The sequence below is a fragment of the Nonomuraea salmonea genome (assembly GCF_042428605.1).
In the GTDB taxonomy this organism is placed as follows: domain Bacteria; phylum Actinomycetota; class Actinomycetes; order Streptosporangiales; family Streptosporangiaceae; genus Nonomuraea; species Nonomuraea salmonea.
This window is the reverse complement of the sequence record NZ_JBHMCF010000051.1, coordinates 133,180-153,586: the sequence shown is the minus strand read 5'-3', so window position 1 is coordinate 153,586 and position 20,407 is coordinate 133,180. Positions and strand designations below refer to the sequence as shown.

The following is a 20,407-nucleotide window of genomic DNA, read 5'->3' as shown; positions in this document are numbered from 1 at the left end:
ACCAGCCGGACCCCGCCGGCCGCGCTCGGATCGCCCGTCAGCTCGGCCAGCCGGCCGCGGTTCGGCATCATGCCATCACCCACCCTCCGTTGACTTCGATGGTCTGGCCCGTGACGAAGGAGGCGTCGGGGCCGGTCAGGAACGACACCACGGCGGCCAGCTCGTCCGGCGTGCCGCGCCGCTGCAGCGCCTGCCGCTCCAGCACCATGCGGTTGTACGCCTCCAGGTCCTCGTGGATCTCCTCGGCCGCCGCCGGGCGAGACGCAGTTGACCCTGATCTCGCGCGGGCCCAGCTCGCGGGCCAGCGCCCGGGTGAGCGCCGCCGCCGCGCCCTTGGTCGAGACGTACGCGGCCAGGTCGGACCAGCCGCCGTGCATGGTGATCGAGGCGACGTTGACGATCGCGCCGCCGCCGAGATCGAGCATGTGCCGGGCGGCGTGCTGCGCGCACAGCCAGTAGGCGCGCTGGTTGACCGCCACCACCTCGTCGTACTCGGCGGGCGGCACCTCGAGGAACGGCCTGGCCGGGTAGACGGCGGCGTTGTTGACGAGAATGCCGACCGGGCCGAGCCGCTCGGCCGTCTCGGCGAACGCCGCCTCGATCGCGGCCGGGTCGCGCAGGTCGGTCTTCAGGGTGAGCGCGCCGGCCAGGCCGCCCGCGTCGACGTCGAGTGCCGCCACCCGGTGGCCGTCGGCGGTCAGGCGGCGCACGATCGCGCCGCCGAGCGCGCCGGCGGCTCCCGTGACGAGCGCCGTGGTCAAGTCGTCCTCCATTCCTCGTGCAGCTCCTTCAGCAGGCTCCTGGGCGGGGTCCCGGCCAGCAGCCCGTCGCGGACGATCGCGGACGAGCGCCGCTGCCGCTCGATGTAGCCGGGGAAGCGCGGCCTGATCCAGGCGGCCTCCAAGGTCGCGCGGGTGTCGCGGTAGAAGCCGTCGCCGTTCTCCCAGACGGAGTGCGCGGCCGGCTGCCCGCCGGTGGCCGGGAACAGTCCGGCCTGCACCGGCTCCGACGTCAGCCGCAGCAGGTGCGTCCGCACTGACTCGCGCTTGCCGGCGGCGCGGCGCGAGACCGCGAGGCCGGTGCCGCCCAGCACGCTGCCGGGCGGACCGCCGGGCCAGGCGGGCGCGTCGGAGAAGGCCAGCGGGTACGTGACGTAGCCGTACAGCAGGGGACACCAGTCGATCCGGCCCGCCGCGATCGCGTCCAGCACGCCGATCGGGTCGAGTAGCGACACCTCGCGGTCCGCGTGCGCCAGCAGCTCGGCCATCAGCTCCAGCGCCCGCTCGCCGGCCGCCTCGTCCAGGAAGTCGCCGCAGGTCAGCGCGCAGAACATGAGGAACGCGTGCGGCCCGCCGAGACACAGCGCCAACCGTGCGCCCCGCGCCCGCGCGGCCACCTCCGGCCAGGTGCCCGGCACCCGCAGGCCCTGCCGGGCGGCGGCCACCTGGGCCGCGGCGTCCAGCGGCAGCGCCCACTGGCGGCCGTCCAGCCGGTAGCTCTCCCATGACCGGCCCGCGAACCGCAGCCCGGCCAGCTCCTCAGGGGCGAACAGCTCCTCCATCGGCACCAGCGCGTCCACCGCCGCACCCAGCCCTGGATGGTCGATCACCAGCACGTCGTACGTCTCGGCCAGCGTCGCGATCGGCTCGGACTCGAACCCCTCCAGGGGCTGCCTGTCCCACCTGATCGGCTCGGGCACCCGCCCGTACGGGTGCTCGCCCGCCTGGTCGAGCCGGGTCAGCCGCTCCAGCGGCGCGTACCCGCGCGGATGGTCCCAGGTCAGTCCTCGCATGCCAGCACGCCCTCCGCCACCAGCTCGGCGGTGCGCTCGGCCGGGTAGCCGAGCTCCGCGAGCAGCTCCCTGGTGTGCTCGCCCACCAGCGGCGCGCCCCTGCGCACCTCCGGCGGGGCGGCGCTGAGGCCGTAGGGGAAGCCGGGCGTGGTGACCGTGCCCTCGGTGCGGTGCTCGTAGGTGACGAACGAGCCGTTGCGCTCGACCTGCGGGTCGGCGACCAGGTCGGCGTAGCCGTAGACAGGGCCGGCCCACAGGTCGTGGCGGGCGAAGATCTCCAGCCACTCTGCCGTCGTGCGCTCAGGCAGCCGGGACGCGACCAGCGCGGTGATCTCGTCGCGCCTGGTGTGGCCGTCGGCGTCGCCGTCCATCGCGGCCAGCTCCGGCAGGCCGAGCGCCACGGCCAGGCCGTCCAGCCGGGGCATGGCGAGCGCGACGTAGCCGTCCTTCGTGGCGAAGACGCCGTACGGGGCCCTGATGTAGGTGTGGCCGTGCGGCTCGCGGCCGCGCCGCTGCGGCACCTTGCCGACCGTGAAGATCGACAGCTCCTGCATCTGCACGGCGACCGCCGCGTCCAGCATGTTCACGCTCACCCGCTGGCCCTCGCCGGTCCGCTCGCGGTGCAGCAGTGCGGCCAGCGCGCCCTCGAAGGCGCTGTAGGCGGTGATGGCGTCGATCGCGTACGAGCCCGCGGGCGCCGGCGGGTCGCCCTGCCTGCCTGTGCTCAGCATGGCCCCGCTCATGGCCTGCAGCAGCAGGTCCTGGCCCGGCCGGGCGGCATAGGGCCCGGTCTCGCCGTAGCCGGACATGGAGACGTACACGATGGACGGGTTGAGCCCGCTGATCGTGCCGTGGTCCATGCCGAGCCGCTCGGCCACGCCCGGCCGGTAGTTCTGCAGGAACACGTCGGCCGTCGCGGCCAGCCGGTGCACGATCTCGCGGCCCGCCTCGGACTTGAGGTTCACCGCGAGGCTGCGCTTGTTGCGGTTGAGCGACAGGAACGAGGCGTTGACCTTGGTGCCGGTCGCGCCGCCCGCCGGGGCGTGACGCTGCCACTCGCCCGTGACCGGCTCCACCTTGACCACGTCGGCGCCGAGGTCGCCGAGCCGCATCGCGGCCAGCGGCCCCGCCATCGCGATGGACAGGTCGATCACCCGGTAGCCGTCGAGCACGCCCATGTCAGCGTCCCTCGAAGACGGGCTCGCGGCGGGCGGCGAACGCGGCCCTGCCCTCGGCGGCGTCGGCCGTGGCGAAGCAGACGGTCTGCAGGTCGCGCTCGTACCTGATGGCCTGGTCGAGCGGCATCGAGTAGGCGGCGCCCAGGTTGGCCTTGGCGGTCTGCGCGGCGATCGGCGGACGCCTGCCGATGGTGGCGGCCAGCTCCTCGGCCGCCGCCATCAGCTTGTCCTGCGGGCGCACCTCGGTGACCAGGCCCCACGACAGCGCGCGGGCGGCGTCGATCGGGTCGCCGGTCAGCAGCATCGTGGCCGCGTTGCTCGGGCCCACCGCGTGCGCCAGCAGCGCCGACTGGCCGCTGCCGCCGATCCAGCCCAGCTTGATCTCCGGCGCGGCGAACGTCGCCGTCTCGGACGCCAGCCGGATGTCGCAGGCCAGCGCCAGCTCCAGGCCGCCGCCGTAGGCGTAACCGTTGATCGCCGCGATGATCGGCTTGCGCAGCGCGCGGACGGCGTCGCCGTAGTCGCCGCGGTTGCGGAACTCCCACGGCGTCGTGTACTCGTCCAGCTCGCGGATGTCGCTGCCGACGCAGAACGAGCGCTCGCCCGCCCCCGTCAGGACGGCCACCCTGATCTGCGGGTCGGCGTCCACCCTGGTCAGGCAGGCGCGCAGCGCGGCGGCCATGTCGGGGGTGATGGCGTTGAGCTTGGCGGGTCTGTTGAGGGTGACGACGGCCACCGGGCCGTCGACGTCGAGGAGGACGTCCAAGGGGAGGCTCATTTCTAGCAGCAGAGACGTACGTGCTGTTCGGCGTCGGCGCGGGCCACCTCGACCACCGTGCGCATGGCCTCCTCGGCCTTGCGGTGGTGGCGGCGCCTGATGGCCTGGGCCACGCGCTCGTGGTTCGGCAGCGTTTCCTTGTTGTGCGCCACCGAGCGGGTGTGCACCTGGCGCACGGACCGCAGGGCGATGCTGATCATGTCGTAGAGGTAGAGCAGCAGGTCGTTGTCGGCGGCGGCGAACACCGCCTGGTGGAAGGCCAGGTCGGCCTCGATGAACGGCTCGGGGTCGTCGGCCGTGGCGTACAGCGCGGCCAGGGCTTCGTCGATGCGGCGCAGCGCCGCCGCGTCGGCCCGCTCGGCCGCCACCCTCGCGGCGCCGGGCTCCAGCGCGACCCGCAGGTCGGCCAGCACCCGGATGTCCTCCGGGCGCGGCTCGGGCTCGAAGCGCCAGCTCAGCACGTCGGCGTCGAGCAGGCTCCACGACTCGCGGGGCCGCACGATCGTGCCCGCGCTCCTCCTGGTCTCCAGCAGGCCCTTGCCGGCCAGCACCTTCACGCCCTCGCGCACCGCCGAGCGGCCCACGCCCAGCTCGCCGACCAGCTCCTCCTCGATGGGGATGGAGGTGCCCGGCGCGAGGTCGCCGTTGACGATGCGGGCGCCGAGCGCGCGTACGACCTGGACGTGCCGGGCCGCGTCACTGCGGGGATCAGTAGCCACGGACCCGCACGCTATCCCGAGTCCGGCCGAATTCCTAGACCCTTCATCAGATGAAGTTCGAGTTTCATCTGATGAAGTCTTCTACAGAGCCGCGGTCCGGTAGTAGCTTGCCGTGAGGCTGGTGGCTCGCCGCGAGTCTGGTAGCTCGACGTGAGGCGTTGGCCGGGGGTGACACCTCGGGGCAGGTGGTGGCGGCGTTGGGGGCGGATGACTTCTTTCTGCGGGCGGCCGCGGGTTCCGTTCCGGCCCTGGGCGGTGGTCGCGGGGCGGGATGATGGTCGGCATGCACTTCCAGCCGATCGAGCGCCCCGCCCAGGCGTTCCAGCAGCCCGTGACCCCCGCCCACCTCCAGGAGATCAGCCGCCGGGTGTTCGGCCGCGACGTCGTGGAGGCGGTCGAGCTGGGGCTCGGCATGTACAACACCACGTACAAGGTGACGATCGAGGGGCGGGACCGGCCGGTGGTGATGCGGTTCGCGCCGGAGCCCGCCCGTCAGGCCCGCTCCGAGCGGGAGCTGATGCGCAACGAGTACGCGACCGCCCCCTACCTCGCCCCGATCGCCCCGCTGATGCCCAGGATCATCGCCGCTGACTGGTCGCACGAGCTGATCGGCCGCGACTACCTCGTGCAGACGCTCCTGGACGGCGTGCCGGCCCCCGACGGCCTGCCCGGCTACCCCCGCCCCACCTGGACGAGCTTCTTCAGGAAGATGGGGGAGGTCACCAGAAAGGTCCACGACGTGCGCGGCCCGGCATTCGGCCCGGTGGCGGCGCCCGCGTACCGGACGTGGAGCGAGGCCGTGGCAGGCGCCCTGCGCGAGCTGGCGGCGGACGCGGAAGACGCCGGCCTGCACGCCGCCGACCTGCGTAAGGCCGCCGCGCTGGCGGAGGAGCGGCGTGACGTGCTCGACGAGATCACCGAGCCGCGCCTGCTCACCGGCGACCTGTGGACGGTCAACACCATGATCGCCGAAAAGGCGCCCGAGCCCACGCTGACGGGGGTGCTCGACTTCGACCGTACGTGGTGGGGCGACCCGGCCGCCGACTGGACGATCAGGATGGCGAACGCGAAGCAGGACGAGCGGCTGGCGTTCTGGGAGACGTACGGGAAGCAGGAGCGCACCCCCGCCGCGGCCTGGCGCTCGCTGATCTACGAGATCCGCCATCTCGGCGCCGTCCGGCTGGAGCGTCACCGTCACGGGGAGTCCGACGGCGTCGCGCAGTCCTACGACGACGTGGCCGCCGTGCTCGCGGAGATCGATTGAGGCTCACAGCGCCGCCTCTCCGAATATGATGTTGATCATCGATCGGGGCCGTCAATTGATGTCCGGATTCTGTGACACAAGCCCCTGCGAGAGGCGCTGGAACGACCATCTGATCAGCCGCATTTCCGCAGGTGACCCCCTGTTTTTCGGGTCTCGGAGCGGGCCGGGGCGATCTATTGCGAGTGACCTGACCGTTATATTTCACCATTCTGACTGTTATCGCTTTGCTTATATATTGCGCGGTGATCAGTCATCTTGGCGTCACGTGAATTTCGCGATGTGAGATGGGATTTCCGTTGAGGAGGCGTCGCTCCGCGAGGGGTGCGCGCCCTCGATCAACGCGAACGGAGAGTGATGGGCAAGTACCTGCTCCGCAGGTTGGCGATAAATGTGATCTTGGTCGCTATCGCGGCAAGCTTGGCGTACATGCTCGCGGCCACCACCATGAACCCGCGAGCGGCGTACGAGGGGCGGCAGCCCCCGGTTCCCGAGGCGACCATCGACGCCACACTTGATGCCTACAACCTGAACGACAAGACGCCCGTGCTCGAGCGCTACGCGACCTGGGCCTCGGGCGTCATCACCGGAGACTTCGGCAAGACCTGGAACGGCGGCTCGGTCAACGCCGAGATGGGCCGCCGGGTCATGGTCAGCCTCCGGCTCCTGCTCATCGGCACCCTGCTGGGGTTCGCGGTGGGTGTGGCGCTGGGTGCGATCTCCGCGGTCAAGCAGTACAAGCTCAGTGATCGGTTAATAGGGGTCAGTTCCTTCGTCATCATGGCGATCCCGGTGTTCGTGCTGGCCACGTTGCTGGCGATCGCGACGTACAACCTGAACAGAGGGCTCGGGTTCACGCTCATCGAGTACACCGGCGAGTACGACCCCCGGCTCTCCGGCTGGGACCAGTTCCTCAACCGGCTGAACCACCTCATCCTCCCGACGATCTCCCTCAGCCTCGGCTCCATCGCGTTCTACAGCCGGATCCAGCGCAACATGATGCTCGACGTGCTGAACCAGGACTTCGTCCGCACCGCGATGGCCAAGGGCCTGCGGCGCAGGACGGCGCTCATCAAGCACGCGCTGCGCACGGCGCTGATCCCGTCGGCGACGTACTTCGCGTTCGCGTTCGGGACGATGTTCACCGGCGCCACGTTCACGGAGAAGATCTTCGCCTGGCACGGCATGGGCGCCTGGCTGGTCGACTCGATCAACCAGAACGACGTGAACTCGGTGGCCGCGGTGACCTTCTTCGCCGCGGTGTGCGTGCTCGCGGCGTCGTTCCTGTCGGACCTGCTGGTGGCGGCCCTCGATCCACGGGTGCGGGTGAGCTAGAAGATGCGATCGAAAGTCGTCCTGAGGCGCCTGCTGCGCAACAAGCAGGCCCGTTACGGGGTCATCGCGCTGATCCTGCTGGTGGCGCTGGCCTACGTCGGCCCCTTCATCGGCCCGTACGACTGGACCGACAAGGACTTCCTCGCCTTCCTGTCGCCGCCGGGCGCCGACCACTGGTGGGGCACCACCTCGATCGGCCAGGACATGTACGCGGTCACGCTGCGCGGCATGCAGAAGTCGATCGTCATCGGCCTGCTGGTGGCGCTGATCTCCACCGGCCTGGCCGCGCTGGTGGGCGCGTTCGCCGGCTACTTCGGCGGCTGGGTGGACAAGGCCCTCATGTGGGGCGTGGACCTGCTCCTCGTCCTGCCCAGCTTCCTCATCATCGCGATCGTCTCGCCGCAGCTGAAGGACGGCGCGTCCTGGCTGTGGTTCGTGGTGCTGCTGGCCGCGTTCTCCTGGATGATCACCTCACGGGTGGTGCGGAGCATGACGCTCTCGCTGCGCGAGCGCGAGTACGTCCTGGCCGCCGTCTACATGGGCATCCCGCGCTGGAAGATCATCATGCGGCACATCGTGCCCAACCTGTCGTCGCTGCTGATCATCGACGCGACGCTGAACGTCAGTGGCGCGATCATCGGCGAGGCGGCGCTGTCCTTCTTCGGCTTCGGCATCCAGCCGCCCGACGTCTCGCTCGGCACGTTGATCGCGGAGGGCTCGCGCAACGCCACCGGCTACCCGTGGCTGTTCGCCTTCCCCGCCGGCCTGCTGGTCGCGCTGGTGCTCAGCGTGAACATGATCGGCGACGGGCTGCGTGACGCACTCGACCCGGGGAGCAACTCGTGAGCATCTTGGAGGTCAAGGACCTCACCGTCACCTTCCCAGGCGGCATCGAGGCCGTGCGCGGAGTCAGCTACGAGGTCGAGCGCGGCGAAGTGCTCGGCATCGTGGGCGAGTCCGGCTCGGGCAAGTCCGTGACGTCGCTGGCCGTGATGGGCCTGCTGCCCAAGAACGCGGTGGTGGACGGCTCGGTCAAGCTGCATGGCCAAGAGCTGCTCGGCATGCAGGAAGACGAGCTGATCAAGGTACGCGGCAAGGCGATCAGCATGATCTTCCAGGATCCGCTGTCGGCCTTCACGCCCGTCTACACCATCGGCGACCAGATCGCCGAGGCCGTCCGCGTGCACCAGAAGGTGGGCAAGGACAAGGCGGCCAAGCGCGCCGTGGACCTGCTCGACCTGGTGGGCATCCCCAACCCGCGGCTGCGGGCCAAGGCGTTCCCGCACGAGTTCTCCGGCGGCATGCGCCAGCGCGCGATGATCGCCATGGCCATCGCCAACGACCCCGACCTGCTGATCTGCGACGAGCCGACCACCGCGCTCGACGTCACCATCCAGGCGCAGGTCCTGGAGGTGCTCAAGACCGCGCAGCAGGAGACCGGCGCCGGCATCGTGATGATCACCCACGACCTCGGCGTCATCGCCGGCATGGCCGACCGGGTGCTCGTCATGTACGCGGGCCGCCCGGTCGAGCAGGGGCCGGTGGACGACATCTACTACCGGCCGCGCATGCCGTACACGATGGGCCTGCTCGCCTCGATCCCCAGGGTCGACGGCGAGGAGGGGCCGCTGGTGCCGATCGACGGCAACCCGCCGTCGCCCGCCTCGCTGCCGCCCGGCTGCCCGTTCGCGCCGCGCTGCCCGATGAAGGTCGACATGTGCGACGAGGAGGAGCCGCCGCTGACCCCGTTCGGCGGGGGACGCCACGTGGCCTGCATCCGCGCGCACGAGATCGAGCACAAGGGCCTGACCGGGGCGGACGTGTTCCCCGTGCCCGTCATCCCGCCGAGCGACGTCGTCCGAGTGCCGCGCGCCGAGCGCGCGACCGTGCTGGAGCTCGACGGCATGAAGCGGCACTACCCGCTGATGAAGGGCGCCATCTTCAAGCGCCGCGTCGGCACCGTGTACGCGGTGGACGGCATCAGCTTCGACATCGCCGAAGGAGAGACGCTGGCCCTGGTCGGCGAGTCCGGCTGCGGCAAGACCACCACGCTGCAGCAGATCATGCAGCTGGAGCCGCCGCAGGACGGCCGCGTCGTCGTGCTCGGCAAGGACAGCGGCAAGCTGGACAAGGCGGCCCGCCGCGAGCTGCGGCGGGACCTGCAGATCGTCTTCCAGGACCCCATGGCGGCGCTCGACCCGCGCATGCCGATCGGCGACATCATCGCCGAGCCGCTGCGCGCGCACGGCAAGAAGGACGTCGCCGCCAAGGTCGCCGAGCTGCTGCAGCTCGTCGGTCTCGCGCCGGAGCACGCCGAGCGTTACCCGCAGCAGTTCTCCGGCGGCCAGCGGCAGCGCATCGGCATCGCCCGCGCGCTGGCCCTGGAGCCCAGGATGCTCGTCCTGGACGAGCCCGTCTCGGCCCTGGACGTGTCGATCCAGGCAGGCGTGATCAACCTGCTGGAGGAGCTGAAGAACAGGCTGGGCCTGTCCTACCTGTTCGTGGCGCACGACCTCGCCGTGGTACGGCACCTGGCGGATCGGGTGGCCGTCATGTACCTCGGCAGGATCGCCGAGATCGGCGCGGTGGAGAACGTCTACGACCGGCCCGCGCACCCCTACACGCAGGCCCTGCTGTCGGCGATCCCGCTGCCCGACCCCGAGATGGAACGCACCCGCAAGCGGATCCTGCTCGAAGGCGACCTGCCCAGCCCGGCGGACCCCCCGTCCGGATGCAGGTTCCGCACCCGTTGCCCCAAGTTCGCCCGGCTCAGCGAGGGCGAGCGGCAGCGGTGTGTGGACGAAGAGCCCTCGGTTGCCCGGCTGACGAGCGCCGATCACGGCGCCGCCTGCCACTACGCGGAGGAAGTCGAGGTCATCACGGCCTCGGACAATCAGGAGGAAGAGTGAAGGTTCATTACCGTGCGGCCGCTGGGCTGGCGGTCCTGGCCATGGCCGTGGCGGCTTGTGGTGGCGGCGGCTCCGAGACCAAGCAGCCGAGCGCCGAGCAGTCGCAGCAGGCTCAGCAGCAGATGTCGGAGACCCCGGCCATCAGCATCAACCCCGTTCCCTACGAGCAGGTGAAGGACGGCGGCACGCTCACCCTGCCCGTCGGCCAGTGGCCGAGCCAGTGGAACCCCTACCACGTGGACGGCAACCAGGCCGACACGACGGAGATGCGTGACACCTTCCTGCCGAGCGTGATGGTGGCGGACGAGGAGGCCAACTTCACGCCGAACCCCGACTACCTCACCGACGTGAAGGTGGACACGGCGTCCGGCAAGCAGGTCATCACCTACACCATCAACGAGAAGGCCACCTGGTCGGACGGCGAGCCGATCACGTGGAAGGACTTCGAGGCGGCCTGGAAGGCCAACAACGGCGAGAACAAGAAGTACAAGCCGGCCTCCACCGACGGTTACGACCGGATCGAGTCGGTCGCCAAGGGCGACTCGGACCGGGTCGTGGTCGTCACCTTCTCCAAGACGTACCCGGAGTGGCAGGGCCTGTTCTCGCCCCTCATGCCGGCCAAGCACATCGACTCGCCCGACGTGTTCGACAAGGACTACCTGCAGAAGGTTCCGGTCACCGCGGGCCCCTTCAAGATCGAGAGCATCGACGAGGGCACCAAGACGCTGACCGTCGTGCGTGACGACAAGTGGTGGGGCAAGAAGGCCAAGCTCGACAAGGTCATCTTCCGTACCATCGAGACGCCCGCCGCGCAGGTCAACGCCTTCGCCAACGGCGAACTCGACATGGTGGAGATCCCGCCGGGCAGCCCCGCCGACCTCAAGCGGGCCAAGGAAGTCCCGAACGTGGACATCCGCAAGGCGCTCAGCCCCAACTGGCGGCACATCACCGTCAACAACCAGAGCGAGTTCCTGAAGGACAAGTCGGTCCGCCAGGCCGTGGCCTACGCGATCAACCGTGACGTGATCACGCAGTCCGACCTGAAGGACATGGACTGGCCGCTGCAGACGCTCGGCAACCACGTCTTCATGAACAACCACAAGGGTTACGTCGACAACTCCGGCGACCTCGGCAAGTACAACGTCGAGAAGGCCAAGCAGCTGCTCGACGCGGCCGGCTGGAAGCAGGAGAGCGAGGGCGCGACCCGCAAGAAGGACGGCAAGGAGTTCGAGCTGTCCTTCGTGGTGCCCGCGGGCGTGCCGTACGCCAAGACCGAGGGTGAGCTGACCCAGGCGATGCTGGCCGAGGCCGGCATCAAGCTGTCGATCCGCGCGGTCCCCGATGACAAGTTCTTCACCGACTACATCATCAAGGGCGACTTCGACCTGGTGCCGTTCTCCTGGATCGGCACGCCGCTGCCGATCGGCTCGCTGCCGCAGATCTACAAGACCGGCTCCGAGAGCAACTTCCCGAAGTCCGAGAACCCCGAGCTGGACGCCGCCATCGAGGACGCCGTGGGCGAGATGGACCCGGCCAAGGCCATCGAGAAGGCCAACGCGGCCGACAAGATGATCTGGGACATGGTGCACACGATCCCGCTGTACCAGCGCCCCGACATCCAGGCCGCCAAGAAGACGCTCGCCAACCTGGGCGCCGAAGGCTACAAGACCTACGACTGGTCGATCGTCGGTTTCACCGGCTGACCCTCTCTCACCGGGCGACCCCCGGCCGGAGCTGCTCCGGCCGGGGGTCTTCCCGTGCCGGGGGCCGTCAGCCGTGGGAGTCGGCCGCGCCGCTCTTGACCGTGATGCCGCAGGACGGGCCGCCGGGCCCGTCGAAGCGCACGGAGTCGAAGAAGTCGCGGTAGGTGGAGAAGAAGTTGCCCTTGTCCCGGGCGAAGGTGACGGCGGCGCAGCCGTCGTAGTTCGCCTCGGAGAAGAGGTAGATCAGGCTGTCCGTACGGTTCCAGTCGGACTTGGCGCGGTCGGCCATGCCCAGCGCGGCCAGGTCGGGGGTGTCGGCGTTGATCTGGATGACGTCCCCGGTGCCGTCGAGGCCGGAGAACATGCAGTAGTAGCCCTCCTGGCACCGGTCGTAGCCCTCGGCGGCCTGAGCCGGCGTTCCGAGCGCCGCCACGACGGCGGCGGCGAGCGGTAATGCCAGCATCTGAAGCTTCTTGCCCACACTTCCTCCAGGGGTGAAACTTTCTTTCAGATCGAACATACACGCCGCGATCTTGTCAGGAAAGGGATCATTTTCCGGCCGTCAGCCCGACCTCCACGCCGCCCCTGGTGCCCCAGCGGCCGACCCGGTGACACGTCAGCACCGCGTACGCCAGCAGCGGGCGCAGCACCACCAGCCGCCACAGCGCGGCGAGCGGGGCGAGCGCGAACGCCAGCAGCCGCGCCCCCGCGCTCTCGTCGCCGCGCCGCACCGTGAACAGCCGCAGCGCCATCACGTAGTTCATGGCCAGCCCCGCCTGTGCTCCGGCCGCCGCCACAGCGCCCCAATCGACTTGGCGGTCGGTCAGCAGCGCGACCGGGAGCGCCGCCATGAGCAGCAGGTGCAGGTGCTGCGCCACCGTGGTCCAGAAGATGACGCTCGTCAGCGGCAGGTACCGCAGCCACCACAGATGCCGTACGGCCGTGCCGCGCATCCACCGCACCTGCTGCCTGGCGTAATGACCGAACCGGGCCGGGGCCAGCGTGAACACCATCGCCGACGGCTGGTGCACGGTCCGCCCCGCCAGCAGGGCGTGGAAGGTGAGCAGCGAGTCGTCGTTCATCTGCATCGGCCGGCCGCGGAAGCGCTCGTTCTCGTACGCGCCCGCGCACCGGCGCACCACGCCCGCCCGGTAGAAGGCCAGCGCGCCCGAGTTCAGCGTCACCTTGCGCAGCACCGAGCCCGCGCTGCGCAGGCCGAGCGTGAACGGCAGGTAGAGCAGGCCCGTCAGCCGGCCGATCGGGCCCGCCGTCCGGTTCAGCACCAGCACCTGACCGGCCACCGACTGCACGCGCGGGTCCGCGAACGGGGCCAGGCCCTCCCTGACGGCATGCCGGTCGAGCACCGAGTCGCTGTCGAGGGTGACGAACACGTCGCCGTCGTCCTCGGCCAGCGCGTGCATCTGGGCGTGGCGCTTGCCCCGGTTCGGGGTGCGGTCCCAGGTCGTCTCGACGCCGCGGGCCGCCGCCGCCGACTCGAACGCGTGGCGGACGTCGTCGTACGGGACGTGCGAGCCGTCGTCCACCACCCGCACCCGCGTGACCGGCCGGCTCTGCGCCAGGACCGAGCGCAGGCAGGCGCGCAGCGCCTCAGGGTCCTCGTTGTAGACCGGCACCTGGACGGTCACCCGCAGCGCGTCCAGCCCGGCCCGCTCGCCCGGCGGCGCGGTGATCCGGCGCTCGCACCACGACAGCGGCAGCCACCACAGGAGCATCGCGGCGAGCAGCCAGGTGGCCGGGCCCGCGTCGTTCCCGGGCAGGGCCGCCGCCAGCCTGGCCACGCTCCAGACGGTGACGCCGGTGACGCCGGTGACGAGGAGCGCGAGGAGCCTGGGGTGGCCGGCGTACTCGGCGGACGGGTCCGTCATGGGCACAGGGGAGTGCGGTCGCGGCGGAAGCGGGCGCGTACCAGGAAGGCGGCGCCCAGCGCGATCGACGCGCAGAGCGCGACCAGCCAGGGGTGACCGCCGGCCAGCGCGGCCACCGCGACGCCGCCGCCGTAGCCGGCCAGGGATCCGTACGCCATCGAGGGCCTCCTGAGGTGGAAGTGACGGCGGACAGTGTCGCCTGAACCGGGGCCCCGCCGGCCTCGCCACCGGTCAAGAGGAGCTGAAAGTTTCACCGGCGTACGGCTTGTTTCCGCTGGTGCCCGCCGTCGCCGGAGTGGTGCGTCGAACGCGGCGGGGAAACTCGGGGATCGTGACCTACAGTGCTGTTGGGAGCGCTCCCATATCCCTTCTAGCCAGCCGGAGCAGCGTGCGATGAGCAGCAACCCGAGCAGAAAGAGGCCGGTGGTCGGTGCTGTGGTGGCCGCCCTCCTCGCCACGACCCTGACGGCGCCCTCCCCGGCGACGGCCGCTGTGATGGGCGCGGCCGCCCTGCCGTACCAGGATCCGAGCCTTCCTGTCGCCACCCGGGTCGACGACCTCATGGGCAGGATGTCGCTGGACGAGAAGCTGGGCCAGATGACGCAGGCCGAGCGCGGCTCGGTCAGCACGTCCGACGTCACCACGTACCGGCTCGGCTCGGTGCTGTCGGGCGGCGGCTCGGCCCCGTCGCCGAACACGGCCACCGGCTGGGCCGACATGTACGACAGGTTCCAGAACGCGGCCCTGGCCACCCCGCTCGGCATCCCCCTCGTCTACGGCGTGGACGCCGTGCACGGCCACAACAACGTCGTCGGCGCCACGATCTTCCCGCACAACATCGGGCTCGGCGCCACCCGCGACCCCGGCCTCGTCCAGCGCATCGGCCGCGCCACCGCCGAGGAGGTGGCCGGCACCGGCATCGACTGGAACTTCGCCCCCTGCCTGTGCGTGGCCCGCGACGACCGGTGGGGCCGCACGTACGAGTCGTACGGCGAGACCCCCGACCTGCCCTCGCAGATGGCCTCGATCATCACCGGCCTCCAGGGCGACACGCTGAACGGCCCCGCGTCCGTGCTCGCCACCGCCAAGCACTACCTCGCCGACGGCGGCACGCAAGGCGGCACCGACCAGGGCGACGCGCGCGTGTCCGAGTCCGAGCTGCGCGCGGTGCACCTGCCGCCGTTCGAGGCCGCCGTCGAGCGCGGCGTCGGCTCCGTGATGATCTCCTTCAGCAGCTGGAACGGCACCAAGCTGCACGGCCACCGCTACCTCATCACCGACGTGCTCAAGGGCGAGCTGGGCTTCGACGGCTTCGTGGTCTCCGACTGGAACGGCATCGACCAGATCGACGGCGCCCCCGGCACCTCGGCGCAGGACGTGCGCACCGCTGTGAACGCCGGGGTCGACATGGCGATGGTGCCCACCGAGTGGCGCCGCTTCATCGAGCTGCTGCGCGCCGAGGTGCAGGCAGGACGCGTCACCACCGCCCGGGTGGACGACGCCGTACGCCGGATCCTGACCAAGAAGTTCGAGCTCGGGCTGTTCGAGGAGCCGCTCACCGACCGGTCGTACACCTCGACCGTGGGCAGCGCCGCGCACCGGGCGCTGGCCCGCGAGGCGGTCGCCAAGTCGCAGGTCGTGCTGAAGAACGCGAACGACCTGCTGCCCCTCGCCAGGACCGGCGGCAAGATCTTCGTGGCCGGCAAGAGCGCCGACGACATCGGCAACCAGAGCGGCGGCTGGACGATCTCCTGGCAGGGCTCGTCCGGCGACATCACCCCCGGCACCACCATCCTCGAGGGCATCAGGGACACCGTCGGCTCCGGCGCCACCGTCACCTACAGCAGGGACGGCAGCGGCATCGACGGCTCCTACCGGGTGGCCGTCGCGGTCGTGGGCGAGACCCCGTACGCCGAGGGGCAGGGCGACCGGCCCGGCGGCCTCGGCCTCGACTCCACCGACCTCAACACGCTCGCCACCCTGCGGGCCTCCGGCGTGCCGCTCGTCGTGGTGCTCGTCTCGGGCCGGCCGCTCGACATCGCCGCGCAGCTGCCCGGCTGGGACGCCCTGGTCGCCGCCTGGCTGCCGGGCACCGAGGGGCAGGGAGTGGCGGACGTGCTGTTCGGCGCCGTCGAGCCGGCCGGGAAGCTGCCCATGACCTGGATGAGCAGCGCGTCCCAGCAGCCGATCAACGCCGGTGACGGCAAGACGCCGCTGTTCCCGCAGGGGTTCGGGCTGACGTACGAGCCGGGCGGCGAGGAGGACGACACCAGCCCGCCCACCGCGCCCGGCACGCCCGCCGCCTCCGGCGTCACCTCCACCTCGGCCACCCTCACCTGGGCCGCCGCCACCGACGACGTCGGCGTGACGGGGTACGACGTGGTCCGCTTACAGGGCTCCGCCGAGTCGCCGGCGGTCTCCGTGAGCACCACCTCCACCACCATCACCGGCCTGTCGCCGGACACCTCCTACACCTTCGCCGTCTACGCCAGGGACGCCGCGGGCAACCGCTCACCCCGCTCGGGCACGGTGACGCTGACGACGTCCGGCGGCGACACGGGCGGCGGTTGCTCGGTCACGCCGTCCACGCAGAGCCAGTGGGGCAACGGGTACGTCATCCAGGCCACCGTCACCAACGGCAGCGCCGCCAGGACCTCCTGGACCGCCACCTTCACCCTGCCCGCCGGGCACACGATCACCGGGTCGTGGAACGCCTCCGTGAGCGTCAGCGGCGGGACCGTCACGGCGCGCAACGCGCCGCACAACGGGACGCTGGGGGCGGGCGCGAGCACGTCCTTCGGCTTCCAGGCGAGCCGCCCCAACGGCGACGCCGCCCTCCCCTCCGGCTACACCTGCGACTGAACGCGAAGCCGCTCCCGCCTGACGGGGGAAGCGGCGGGGGAGGGGCGGCCCCGGTGGGCGGGGCCGCCCCTCCTGCCAAGGTCTCCGGCGCGCCACGGTCCCGGCGCCGGGCCGGGGGCGCCGCCCGGGTCAGCGGTTCACGTGGAGCGTGCCGAACTCGACCTGCGGGGTTGCGCCGGCGAAGTTGCGGTCCACCTCGGCGCGCTCGGCCGCGCTCGGGTTGGCGTTGCGGCAGCTCACCGGCGCGCTCGACCCGGACATCAGATCGGTGCAGCGGCCCGTGCGCCGGTCGGGCAGGCCGAGGATGTGGCCGATCTCGTGGGTGGCGATGCGCAGCGGGTAGTAGCCCTCGTTCACGGCCTGCCGTCCCATCCAGACCGTGCCGCGCCCGAGCCCGGTGGGCAGCGCGCGGGGCCAGCCGTTGTCGGCCAGCACGACGAAGTGCGCGGGCGTGCCGCGGACCAGCCGGACGTTCGACATGGCGGCGTTCCAGACCTGGGCCGCCTGGTCCACGGTGGCGCTGAACTCGGCGGCGCGGCTCGCGTCGTACCGGATGACCGTGACCAGGGCGGTGGCCTGGGCCGGCGCGGTGACGAGCAGGAACGCCAGGCTCAGGACGGCGGACAGGGCGATGCGAAGGCGTTTCGACACGGAGCCTCCTCCGGGGAAGTGGGGGTGTTTGTGACGGTATGCGCCCCACCAGCCCCGGAAGAGGTACCAGATTGCCCCTATCGCCGTGGTATGACCCTTCAGCAGATCGTCTGGCGGCTGTTGACCAGCGTGTTGTTCCTGAAGGTCGTGTTGGCGCCGCACGGGTTCTCGTTGATCGCGGAGTTGGTCACGGTGAGGTTCTGGATGATGACGTCGGAGGTGTTGGGGAACTCCGAGCGGGCCGCGAGCCTGATGTCGCCCGGCCCCTGCACGCTGCCGCCCTGGGCGGCGATGTTCACGTTGTAGCAGTTCTCGATGAGGATGGCGTTGCTGCCGGTCTGGGCGATGTCGACCCGGTTGATCACCGCGCCGCCGCTCTCCGAGACACAGAACACGCCCCGGCCGCCGCCCCGCGCGATGACCTGATCGACGCGGATGTTGGTGGGATAGCCCGACCCGATCCTGCCGTTCCTGTTGGCCATGCGGAAGGCGGCGTAACCCGTGCCGGTGCCCGCGTTCTGCGCGTCCACGGTGCCGACCGTGGCGTTGACGGTGTCGTTCAGGAGCAGGCCGGAGTGGCCGGTGTTCCTCGCCGTGACGGTGCCGACGGTGAGGCCGTCCACGCCGTACGTCTCCACGCCGTGCGTGCTGGTGCCCGAGACGTAGACGTTGTCGATGCGCACGTTCCTCGTCCGTACGCCGCGGTCGCCGTGGTTGTCGATGCGGATGCCGAGACCCCTGGACAGGCGCAGGTCGATCTGGCCGAGGGTGACGTTGACGCCGTTGCGGACGAAGATGCCGTACAGCGGGGCGCCGGTGACGTTGAGATGCTGGACCTCGACGTCGGTGACGCCTCTGGCGTACACGACGGCCTGGTCGCCCGAGCCTGAGCCGGTCACGTTCACGGTGCCGCAGACGTCCAGCACCGTGTAACTCGGCAGCGACAGGCGCGAGCCGGCGTTCATCGAGCCCGAGCCGCGCACGACGACGCGCTGCTTGGAGGTGCGGCCGGCGGTGAGGCTGTTCACGGCGGCCTGCATGGCCGACAGCATGCTGCCGCCGGTGTAGACGGTCCTGGAGCCGTTGCGCGCGGTCCAGGTGCCGCCGCTCAGCACGGCCTCGGCGTTGTACGAGCCGTCGCCGCAGGCCAGCGCCTTACTGGCGCGCGTCTCCGCGACGGCGGCCGGGCCGGACAGTGCGCTCGCCGCGAGCACGAGCGCGGCGAGACCGGTGAGAAGTTTTCTGCTGGACATACTCCGCTCCCATGAATCGATTCATGCGCATTTATGCAGTCGAAGGCGGGTGGAACGGGAGATGAATCGCACGGAGTATTACAACGTTCAAATCGGCCGTCAACCGGCGGTGAAACTTACATGACAAGTCCCCTGACCACCGTCGAACGCCTCACAAAAGCCGACCCTTGCCGCCACCGGAAACCGCCGGTGCCCGCGTGCACACTCAAAGCATGCAGAACGAGCCGCTCGACATCGGCGAACTCACCGTTCCCAATTGGAGCGCCCACACCGACAAGATGGCGGAGGTCGGCTTCCTGACCATCGCCAGACGGCTGCCCTCGCTCGTCGGCCAGGCGCTGCGCATGGCCTGGCAGGCGAGCCCCCGCGACACCCTGGCCACGGTCGCGCTCAGCCTGCTCGGCGGGCTGTTCACCGCGTTCGGCCTGCTGGCCACCACCGGCGTGCTGACCGCGCTGTTCAGCGAAGGCCCGACCCCCGACAGGGTCATGGCGGCGCTGCCCAGCCTCGCCCTCGTCGGCGCCGCCGCCGTGCTGCGCACCACCGTCCAGGCCGGGGCGGGCTGGGCGCAGTCCCGGCTCACCCCGCAGATCTCCCGGCTCACGGAAGAGCGCCTCTACGGCCTGACCAGCCAGGTCGAGCTCGTCGCCTACGACGACCCCGACTTCCACGACTCGCTCGAACGCGCCACCACGCGCGGCGTGACCGTGCCCGACTCCGTGGTCAGCTCGGCCGTCGACGTCGTCACCGCCGCCGTCGGCATCGCCGCCGCCGCGGGCGTGCTCGGCGTGCTGCACCCCGTTCTGCTCCCGCTGCTGCTGCTCGCCGTCCTGCCCGACGCCTGGGCGGCGGTGCGCACCGCCCGCATGCGCTACGCCGCCATGTACGCCCTGATCCCCGTACGCCGCCGCAAGTGGATCATGGCCGACCTGCTGGCCGAGCGCGAGTCAGCCGCCGAGGTGCGCTCGTTCACCATGCGCGGCTTCCTGCTGCGCCTCTACGACATCGTGGCCCGCTCCGAGCAGGACGTCATGCTCGGCCTCGCCCGCCGCCAGACCGTGGCCAGGCTGGTGGGCGAGGCGCTCGGCGGCATCGGCACCGCACTCGTCTACGTCGCGCTCGGCGTCCTGCTGGCCGTCGCCGCCATCCCGCTCGCCGTCGCCGGCACCGCCGTCCTCGCCATCCGCTCCGGCCAGAACTCCCTCGCCAACCTCATGTACGCCACCAACCGCCTCTACGAGCAGGGCCTCTACTTCACCGACTTCCTCGAGTTCTGCGCCGAGGCCGAGCGCCGCGTCACCCGCCCGCGCCCCCTTCCCGCCCCCGGCCGCTTCTCCTGCATCACCGCCGAACACGTCACCTTCACCTACCCCGGCGCCGACCGCCCGGCCCTGCGCGGGGTGTCGGTGGAGATCAAGCAGGGCGAAGTGATCGCGTTCGTCGGCGAGAACGGCTCGGGCAAGACCACCCTCGCCAAGATCCTGTCCGGCCTCTACGAGCCCGACACGGGCACCGTCCGCTGGGACGACGTCGACCTGCGCCAGGTCAGCCCCGACGACCTGCGGCTGCGCACCGCCGTCATCGCCCAGGACCACACCCGCTGGCCGCTCGCCGCCCACTACAACATCACGATGGGCACCGACAAGGGCGAGGCCGCCCTCCACGCCGCCGCCTCGGTCGCCGGCGCCGACGAGGTCATCGCCGAGCTGCCCCACGGCTACCGCACCCTGCTCGACCGCCGCTTCAAGGACGGCCACGAGCTGTCCGGCGGCCAGTGGCAGCGCATCGCCGTGGCGAGGGGCTTCCATCGGGACGCCGTCCTGCTCATCTGCGACGAACCCACCGCCGCCCTCGACGCCCGCGCCGAGCACGCCTTGTTCGAACGCGTCCGCTCCCACTCCGACGGCCGCACGGTCCTGCTCATCACCCACCGGCTGGCCAGCGTGCGTTACGCCGACCGCATCTACGTCCTCGACCACGGCGAGATCACGGAACAGGGCGACCACGATACCCTGATGACCCTGGACGGCCTGTACGCCGACCTCTACACCCTGCAGGCCACCGCCTACCGCTGACCTCA

The 20,407-nt window shown here is 70.8% G+C and carries 17 protein-coding genes and 1 pseudogene; 7 read left to right on the top strand and 11 right to left on the bottom strand.

Features of this window, described 5'->3' with window-relative positions; translation table 11 throughout:
• Positions 1 to 67: 67 nt before the first annotated feature.
• The 6 genes and pseudogenes from ACFFR3_RS44290 to ACFFR3_RS44265 form a co-directional block, all read right to left on the bottom strand.
• Positions 68 to 208: an SDR family oxidoreductase gene (locus ACFFR3_RS44290; RefSeq protein WP_379485106.1), complete on the bottom strand. Its 141-nt coding sequence runs from the start codon at positions 206 to 208 to the stop codon at positions 68 to 70.
• Between the two features lie 52 nt (positions 209 to 260).
• Positions 261 to 773 (bottom strand): annotated as a pseudogene (locus ACFFR3_RS44285) (SDR family NAD(P)-dependent oxidoreductase); the annotation flags it as partial.
• On the bottom strand, positions 758 to 1,792 hold the full coding sequence (locus ACFFR3_RS44280; RefSeq protein WP_345400027.1) for a hypothetical protein: 1,035 nt from the start codon (positions 1,790 to 1,792) through the stop codon (positions 758 to 760). The gene ACFFR3_RS44280 and the pseudogene ACFFR3_RS44285, both read right to left, overlap by 16 nt.
• A complete protein-coding gene (locus ACFFR3_RS44275; protein WP_345400030.1) occupies positions 1,780 to 2,970 on the bottom strand; it encodes a CaiB/BaiF CoA transferase family protein in 1,191 nt (396 codons plus the stop codon). The genes ACFFR3_RS44280 and ACFFR3_RS44275 overlap by 13 nt, the downstream gene beginning before the upstream one ends.
• 1 nt (position 2,971) lies before the next feature.
• Positions 2,972 to 3,748 carry an enoyl-CoA hydratase/isomerase family protein gene (locus ACFFR3_RS44270; protein ID WP_364369376.1) on the bottom strand — a complete coding sequence of 259 codons (777 nt, stop codon included), beginning with the start codon at positions 3,746 to 3,748 and terminating at the stop codon, positions 2,972 to 2,974.
• 2 nt (positions 3,749 to 3,750) lie between these two features.
• Positions 3,751 to 4,467, bottom strand: a complete 717-nt coding sequence (locus ACFFR3_RS44265; protein WP_345400036.1) for a FadR/GntR family transcriptional regulator — start codon at positions 4,465 to 4,467, stop codon at positions 3,751 to 3,753.
• 283 nt (positions 4,468 to 4,750) lie between these two features.
• On the opposite strand from ACFFR3_RS44265, the gene ACFFR3_RS44260 reads away from it, so the two are divergent.
• The 5 genes from ACFFR3_RS44260 (at position 4,751) to ACFFR3_RS44240 (ending at position 11,675) form a co-directional block, all read left to right on the top strand.
• Positions 4,751 to 5,731 (top strand): phosphotransferase family protein, encoded by a 981-nt coding sequence (locus tag ACFFR3_RS44260; RefSeq protein ID WP_364369379.1) that lies wholly within the window; start codon positions 4,751 to 4,753, stop codon positions 5,729 to 5,731.
• A gap of 354 nt (positions 5,732 to 6,085) precedes the next feature.
• Positions 6,086 to 7,063, top strand: a complete 978-nt coding sequence (locus ACFFR3_RS44255) for an ABC transporter permease (protein ID WP_345400045.1) — start codon at positions 6,086 to 6,088, stop codon at positions 7,061 to 7,063.
• Positions 7,064 to 7,066: 3 nt separating this feature from the next.
• Positions 7,067 to 7,909: an ABC transporter permease gene (locus tag ACFFR3_RS44250; protein WP_345400048.1), complete on the top strand. Its 843-nt coding sequence runs from the start codon at positions 7,067 to 7,069 to the stop codon at positions 7,907 to 7,909.
• A complete protein-coding gene (locus ACFFR3_RS44245) occupies positions 7,906 to 9,972 on the top strand; it encodes an ABC transporter ATP-binding protein (protein ID WP_345400051.1) in 2,067 nt (688 codons plus the stop codon). The genes ACFFR3_RS44250 and ACFFR3_RS44245 overlap by 4 nt, the downstream gene beginning before the upstream one ends.
• A complete protein-coding gene (locus ACFFR3_RS44240) occupies positions 9,969 to 11,675 on the top strand; it encodes an ABC transporter family substrate-binding protein (RefSeq protein ID WP_345400055.1) in 1,707 nt (568 codons plus the stop codon). Before ACFFR3_RS44245 ends, ACFFR3_RS44240 begins: the two co-directional genes overlap by 4 nt.
• Positions 11,676 to 11,742: 67 nt before the next feature.
• Here ACFFR3_RS44240 and ACFFR3_RS44235 read toward each other — a convergent pair whose 3' ends face one another.
• From ACFFR3_RS44235 to ACFFR3_RS44225, 3 genes are all read right to left on the bottom strand, one after another.
• A complete protein-coding gene (locus tag ACFFR3_RS44235; RefSeq protein ID WP_355419055.1) occupies positions 11,743 to 12,138 on the bottom strand; it encodes a peptidase inhibitor family I36 protein in 396 nt (131 codons plus the stop codon).
• An 85-nt stretch (positions 12,139 to 12,223) separates the two neighbouring features.
• Positions 12,224 to 13,561 carry a glycosyltransferase gene (locus tag ACFFR3_RS44230; RefSeq protein WP_379485091.1) on the bottom strand — a complete coding sequence of 446 codons (1,338 nt, stop codon included), beginning with the start codon at positions 13,559 to 13,561 and terminating at the stop codon, positions 12,224 to 12,226.
• Positions 13,558 to 13,719 (bottom strand): hypothetical protein, encoded by a 162-nt coding sequence (locus ACFFR3_RS44225; protein WP_345400064.1) that lies wholly within the window; start codon positions 13,717 to 13,719, stop codon positions 13,558 to 13,560. Before ACFFR3_RS44225 ends, ACFFR3_RS44230 begins: the two co-directional genes overlap by 4 nt.
• A 235-nt stretch (positions 13,720 to 13,954) precedes the next feature.
• Here ACFFR3_RS44225 and ACFFR3_RS44220 point away from each other — a divergent pair, with 235 nt between their 5' ends.
• Positions 13,955 to 16,423 carry a glycoside hydrolase family 3 N-terminal domain-containing protein gene (locus ACFFR3_RS44220; protein ID WP_379485090.1) on the top strand — a complete coding sequence of 823 codons (2,469 nt, stop codon included), beginning with the start codon at positions 13,955 to 13,957 and terminating at the stop codon, positions 16,421 to 16,423.
• A gap of 129 nt (positions 16,424 to 16,552) precedes the next feature.
• On the opposite strand, the gene ACFFR3_RS44215 is transcribed toward ACFFR3_RS44220, so the two are convergent.
• Positions 16,553 to 17,074, bottom strand: a complete 522-nt coding sequence (locus tag ACFFR3_RS44215) for a snapalysin family zinc-dependent metalloprotease (protein WP_345400070.1) — start codon at positions 17,072 to 17,074, stop codon at positions 16,553 to 16,555.
• Between the two features lie 98 nt (positions 17,075 to 17,172).
• On the bottom strand, positions 17,173 to 18,327 hold the full coding sequence (locus ACFFR3_RS44210; protein ID WP_379485089.1) for a hypothetical protein: 1,155 nt from the start codon (positions 18,325 to 18,327) through the stop codon (positions 17,173 to 17,175).
• Positions 18,328 to 18,539: 212 nt separating this feature from the next.
• On the opposite strand from ACFFR3_RS44210, the gene ACFFR3_RS44205 reads away from it, so the two are divergent.
• Entirely contained in the window at positions 18,540 to 20,402 is a 1,863-nt protein-coding gene (locus tag ACFFR3_RS44205) for an ABC transporter ATP-binding protein (protein WP_379485088.1), read from the top strand.
• The last annotated feature ends 5 nt before the right edge of the window (positions 20,403 to 20,407 follow it).

What these genes read in the sequence shown, in the direction of transcription:
- ACFFR3_RS44290 (WP_379485106.1), bottom strand. Translation starts at nt 208, where the DNA reads ATGGTGCTGGAGCGGCAGGCGCTGCAGCGGCGCGGCACGCCGGACGAG.
- ACFFR3_RS44280 (WP_345400027.1), bottom strand. Translation starts at nt 1,792, where the DNA reads ATGCGAGGACTGACCTGGGACCATCCGCGCGGGTACGCGCCGCTGGAG.
- ACFFR3_RS44275 (WP_345400030.1), bottom strand. Translation starts at nt 2,970, where the DNA reads ATGGGCGTGCTCGACGGCTACCGGGTGATCGACCTGTCCATCGCGATG.
- ACFFR3_RS44270 (WP_364369376.1), bottom strand. Translation starts at nt 3,748, where the DNA reads ATGAGCCTCCCCTTGGACGTCCTCCTCGACGTCGACGGCCCGGTGGCC.
- ACFFR3_RS44260 (WP_364369379.1), top strand. Translation starts at nt 4,751, where the DNA reads ATGCACTTCCAGCCGATCGAGCGCCCCGCCCAGGCGTTCCAGCAGCCC.
- ACFFR3_RS44255 (WP_345400045.1), top strand. Translation starts at nt 6,086, where the DNA reads ATGGGCAAGTACCTGCTCCGCAGGTTGGCGATAAATGTGATCTTGGTC.
- ACFFR3_RS44250 (WP_345400048.1), top strand. Translation starts at nt 7,067, where the DNA reads ATGCGATCGAAAGTCGTCCTGAGGCGCCTGCTGCGCAACAAGCAGGCC.
- ACFFR3_RS44235 (WP_355419055.1), bottom strand. Translation starts at nt 12,138, where the DNA reads ATGCTGGCATTACCGCTCGCCGCCGCCGTCGTGGCGGCGCTCGGAACG.
- ACFFR3_RS44230 (WP_379485091.1), bottom strand. Translation starts at nt 13,561, where the DNA reads ATGACGGACCCGTCCGCCGAGTACGCCGGCCACCCCAGGCTCCTCGCG.
- ACFFR3_RS44225 (WP_345400064.1), bottom strand. Translation starts at nt 13,719, where the DNA reads ATGGCGTACGGATCCCTGGCCGGCTACGGCGGCGGCGTCGCGGTGGCC.
- ACFFR3_RS44220 (WP_379485090.1), top strand. Translation starts at nt 13,955, where the DNA reads ATGAGCAGCAACCCGAGCAGAAAGAGGCCGGTGGTCGGTGCTGTGGTG.
- ACFFR3_RS44210 (WP_379485089.1), bottom strand. Translation starts at nt 18,327, where the DNA reads ATGTCCAGCAGAAAACTTCTCACCGGTCTCGCCGCGCTCGTGCTCGCG.
- ACFFR3_RS44205 (WP_379485088.1), top strand. Translation starts at nt 18,540, where the DNA reads ATGCAGAACGAGCCGCTCGACATCGGCGAACTCACCGTTCCCAATTGG.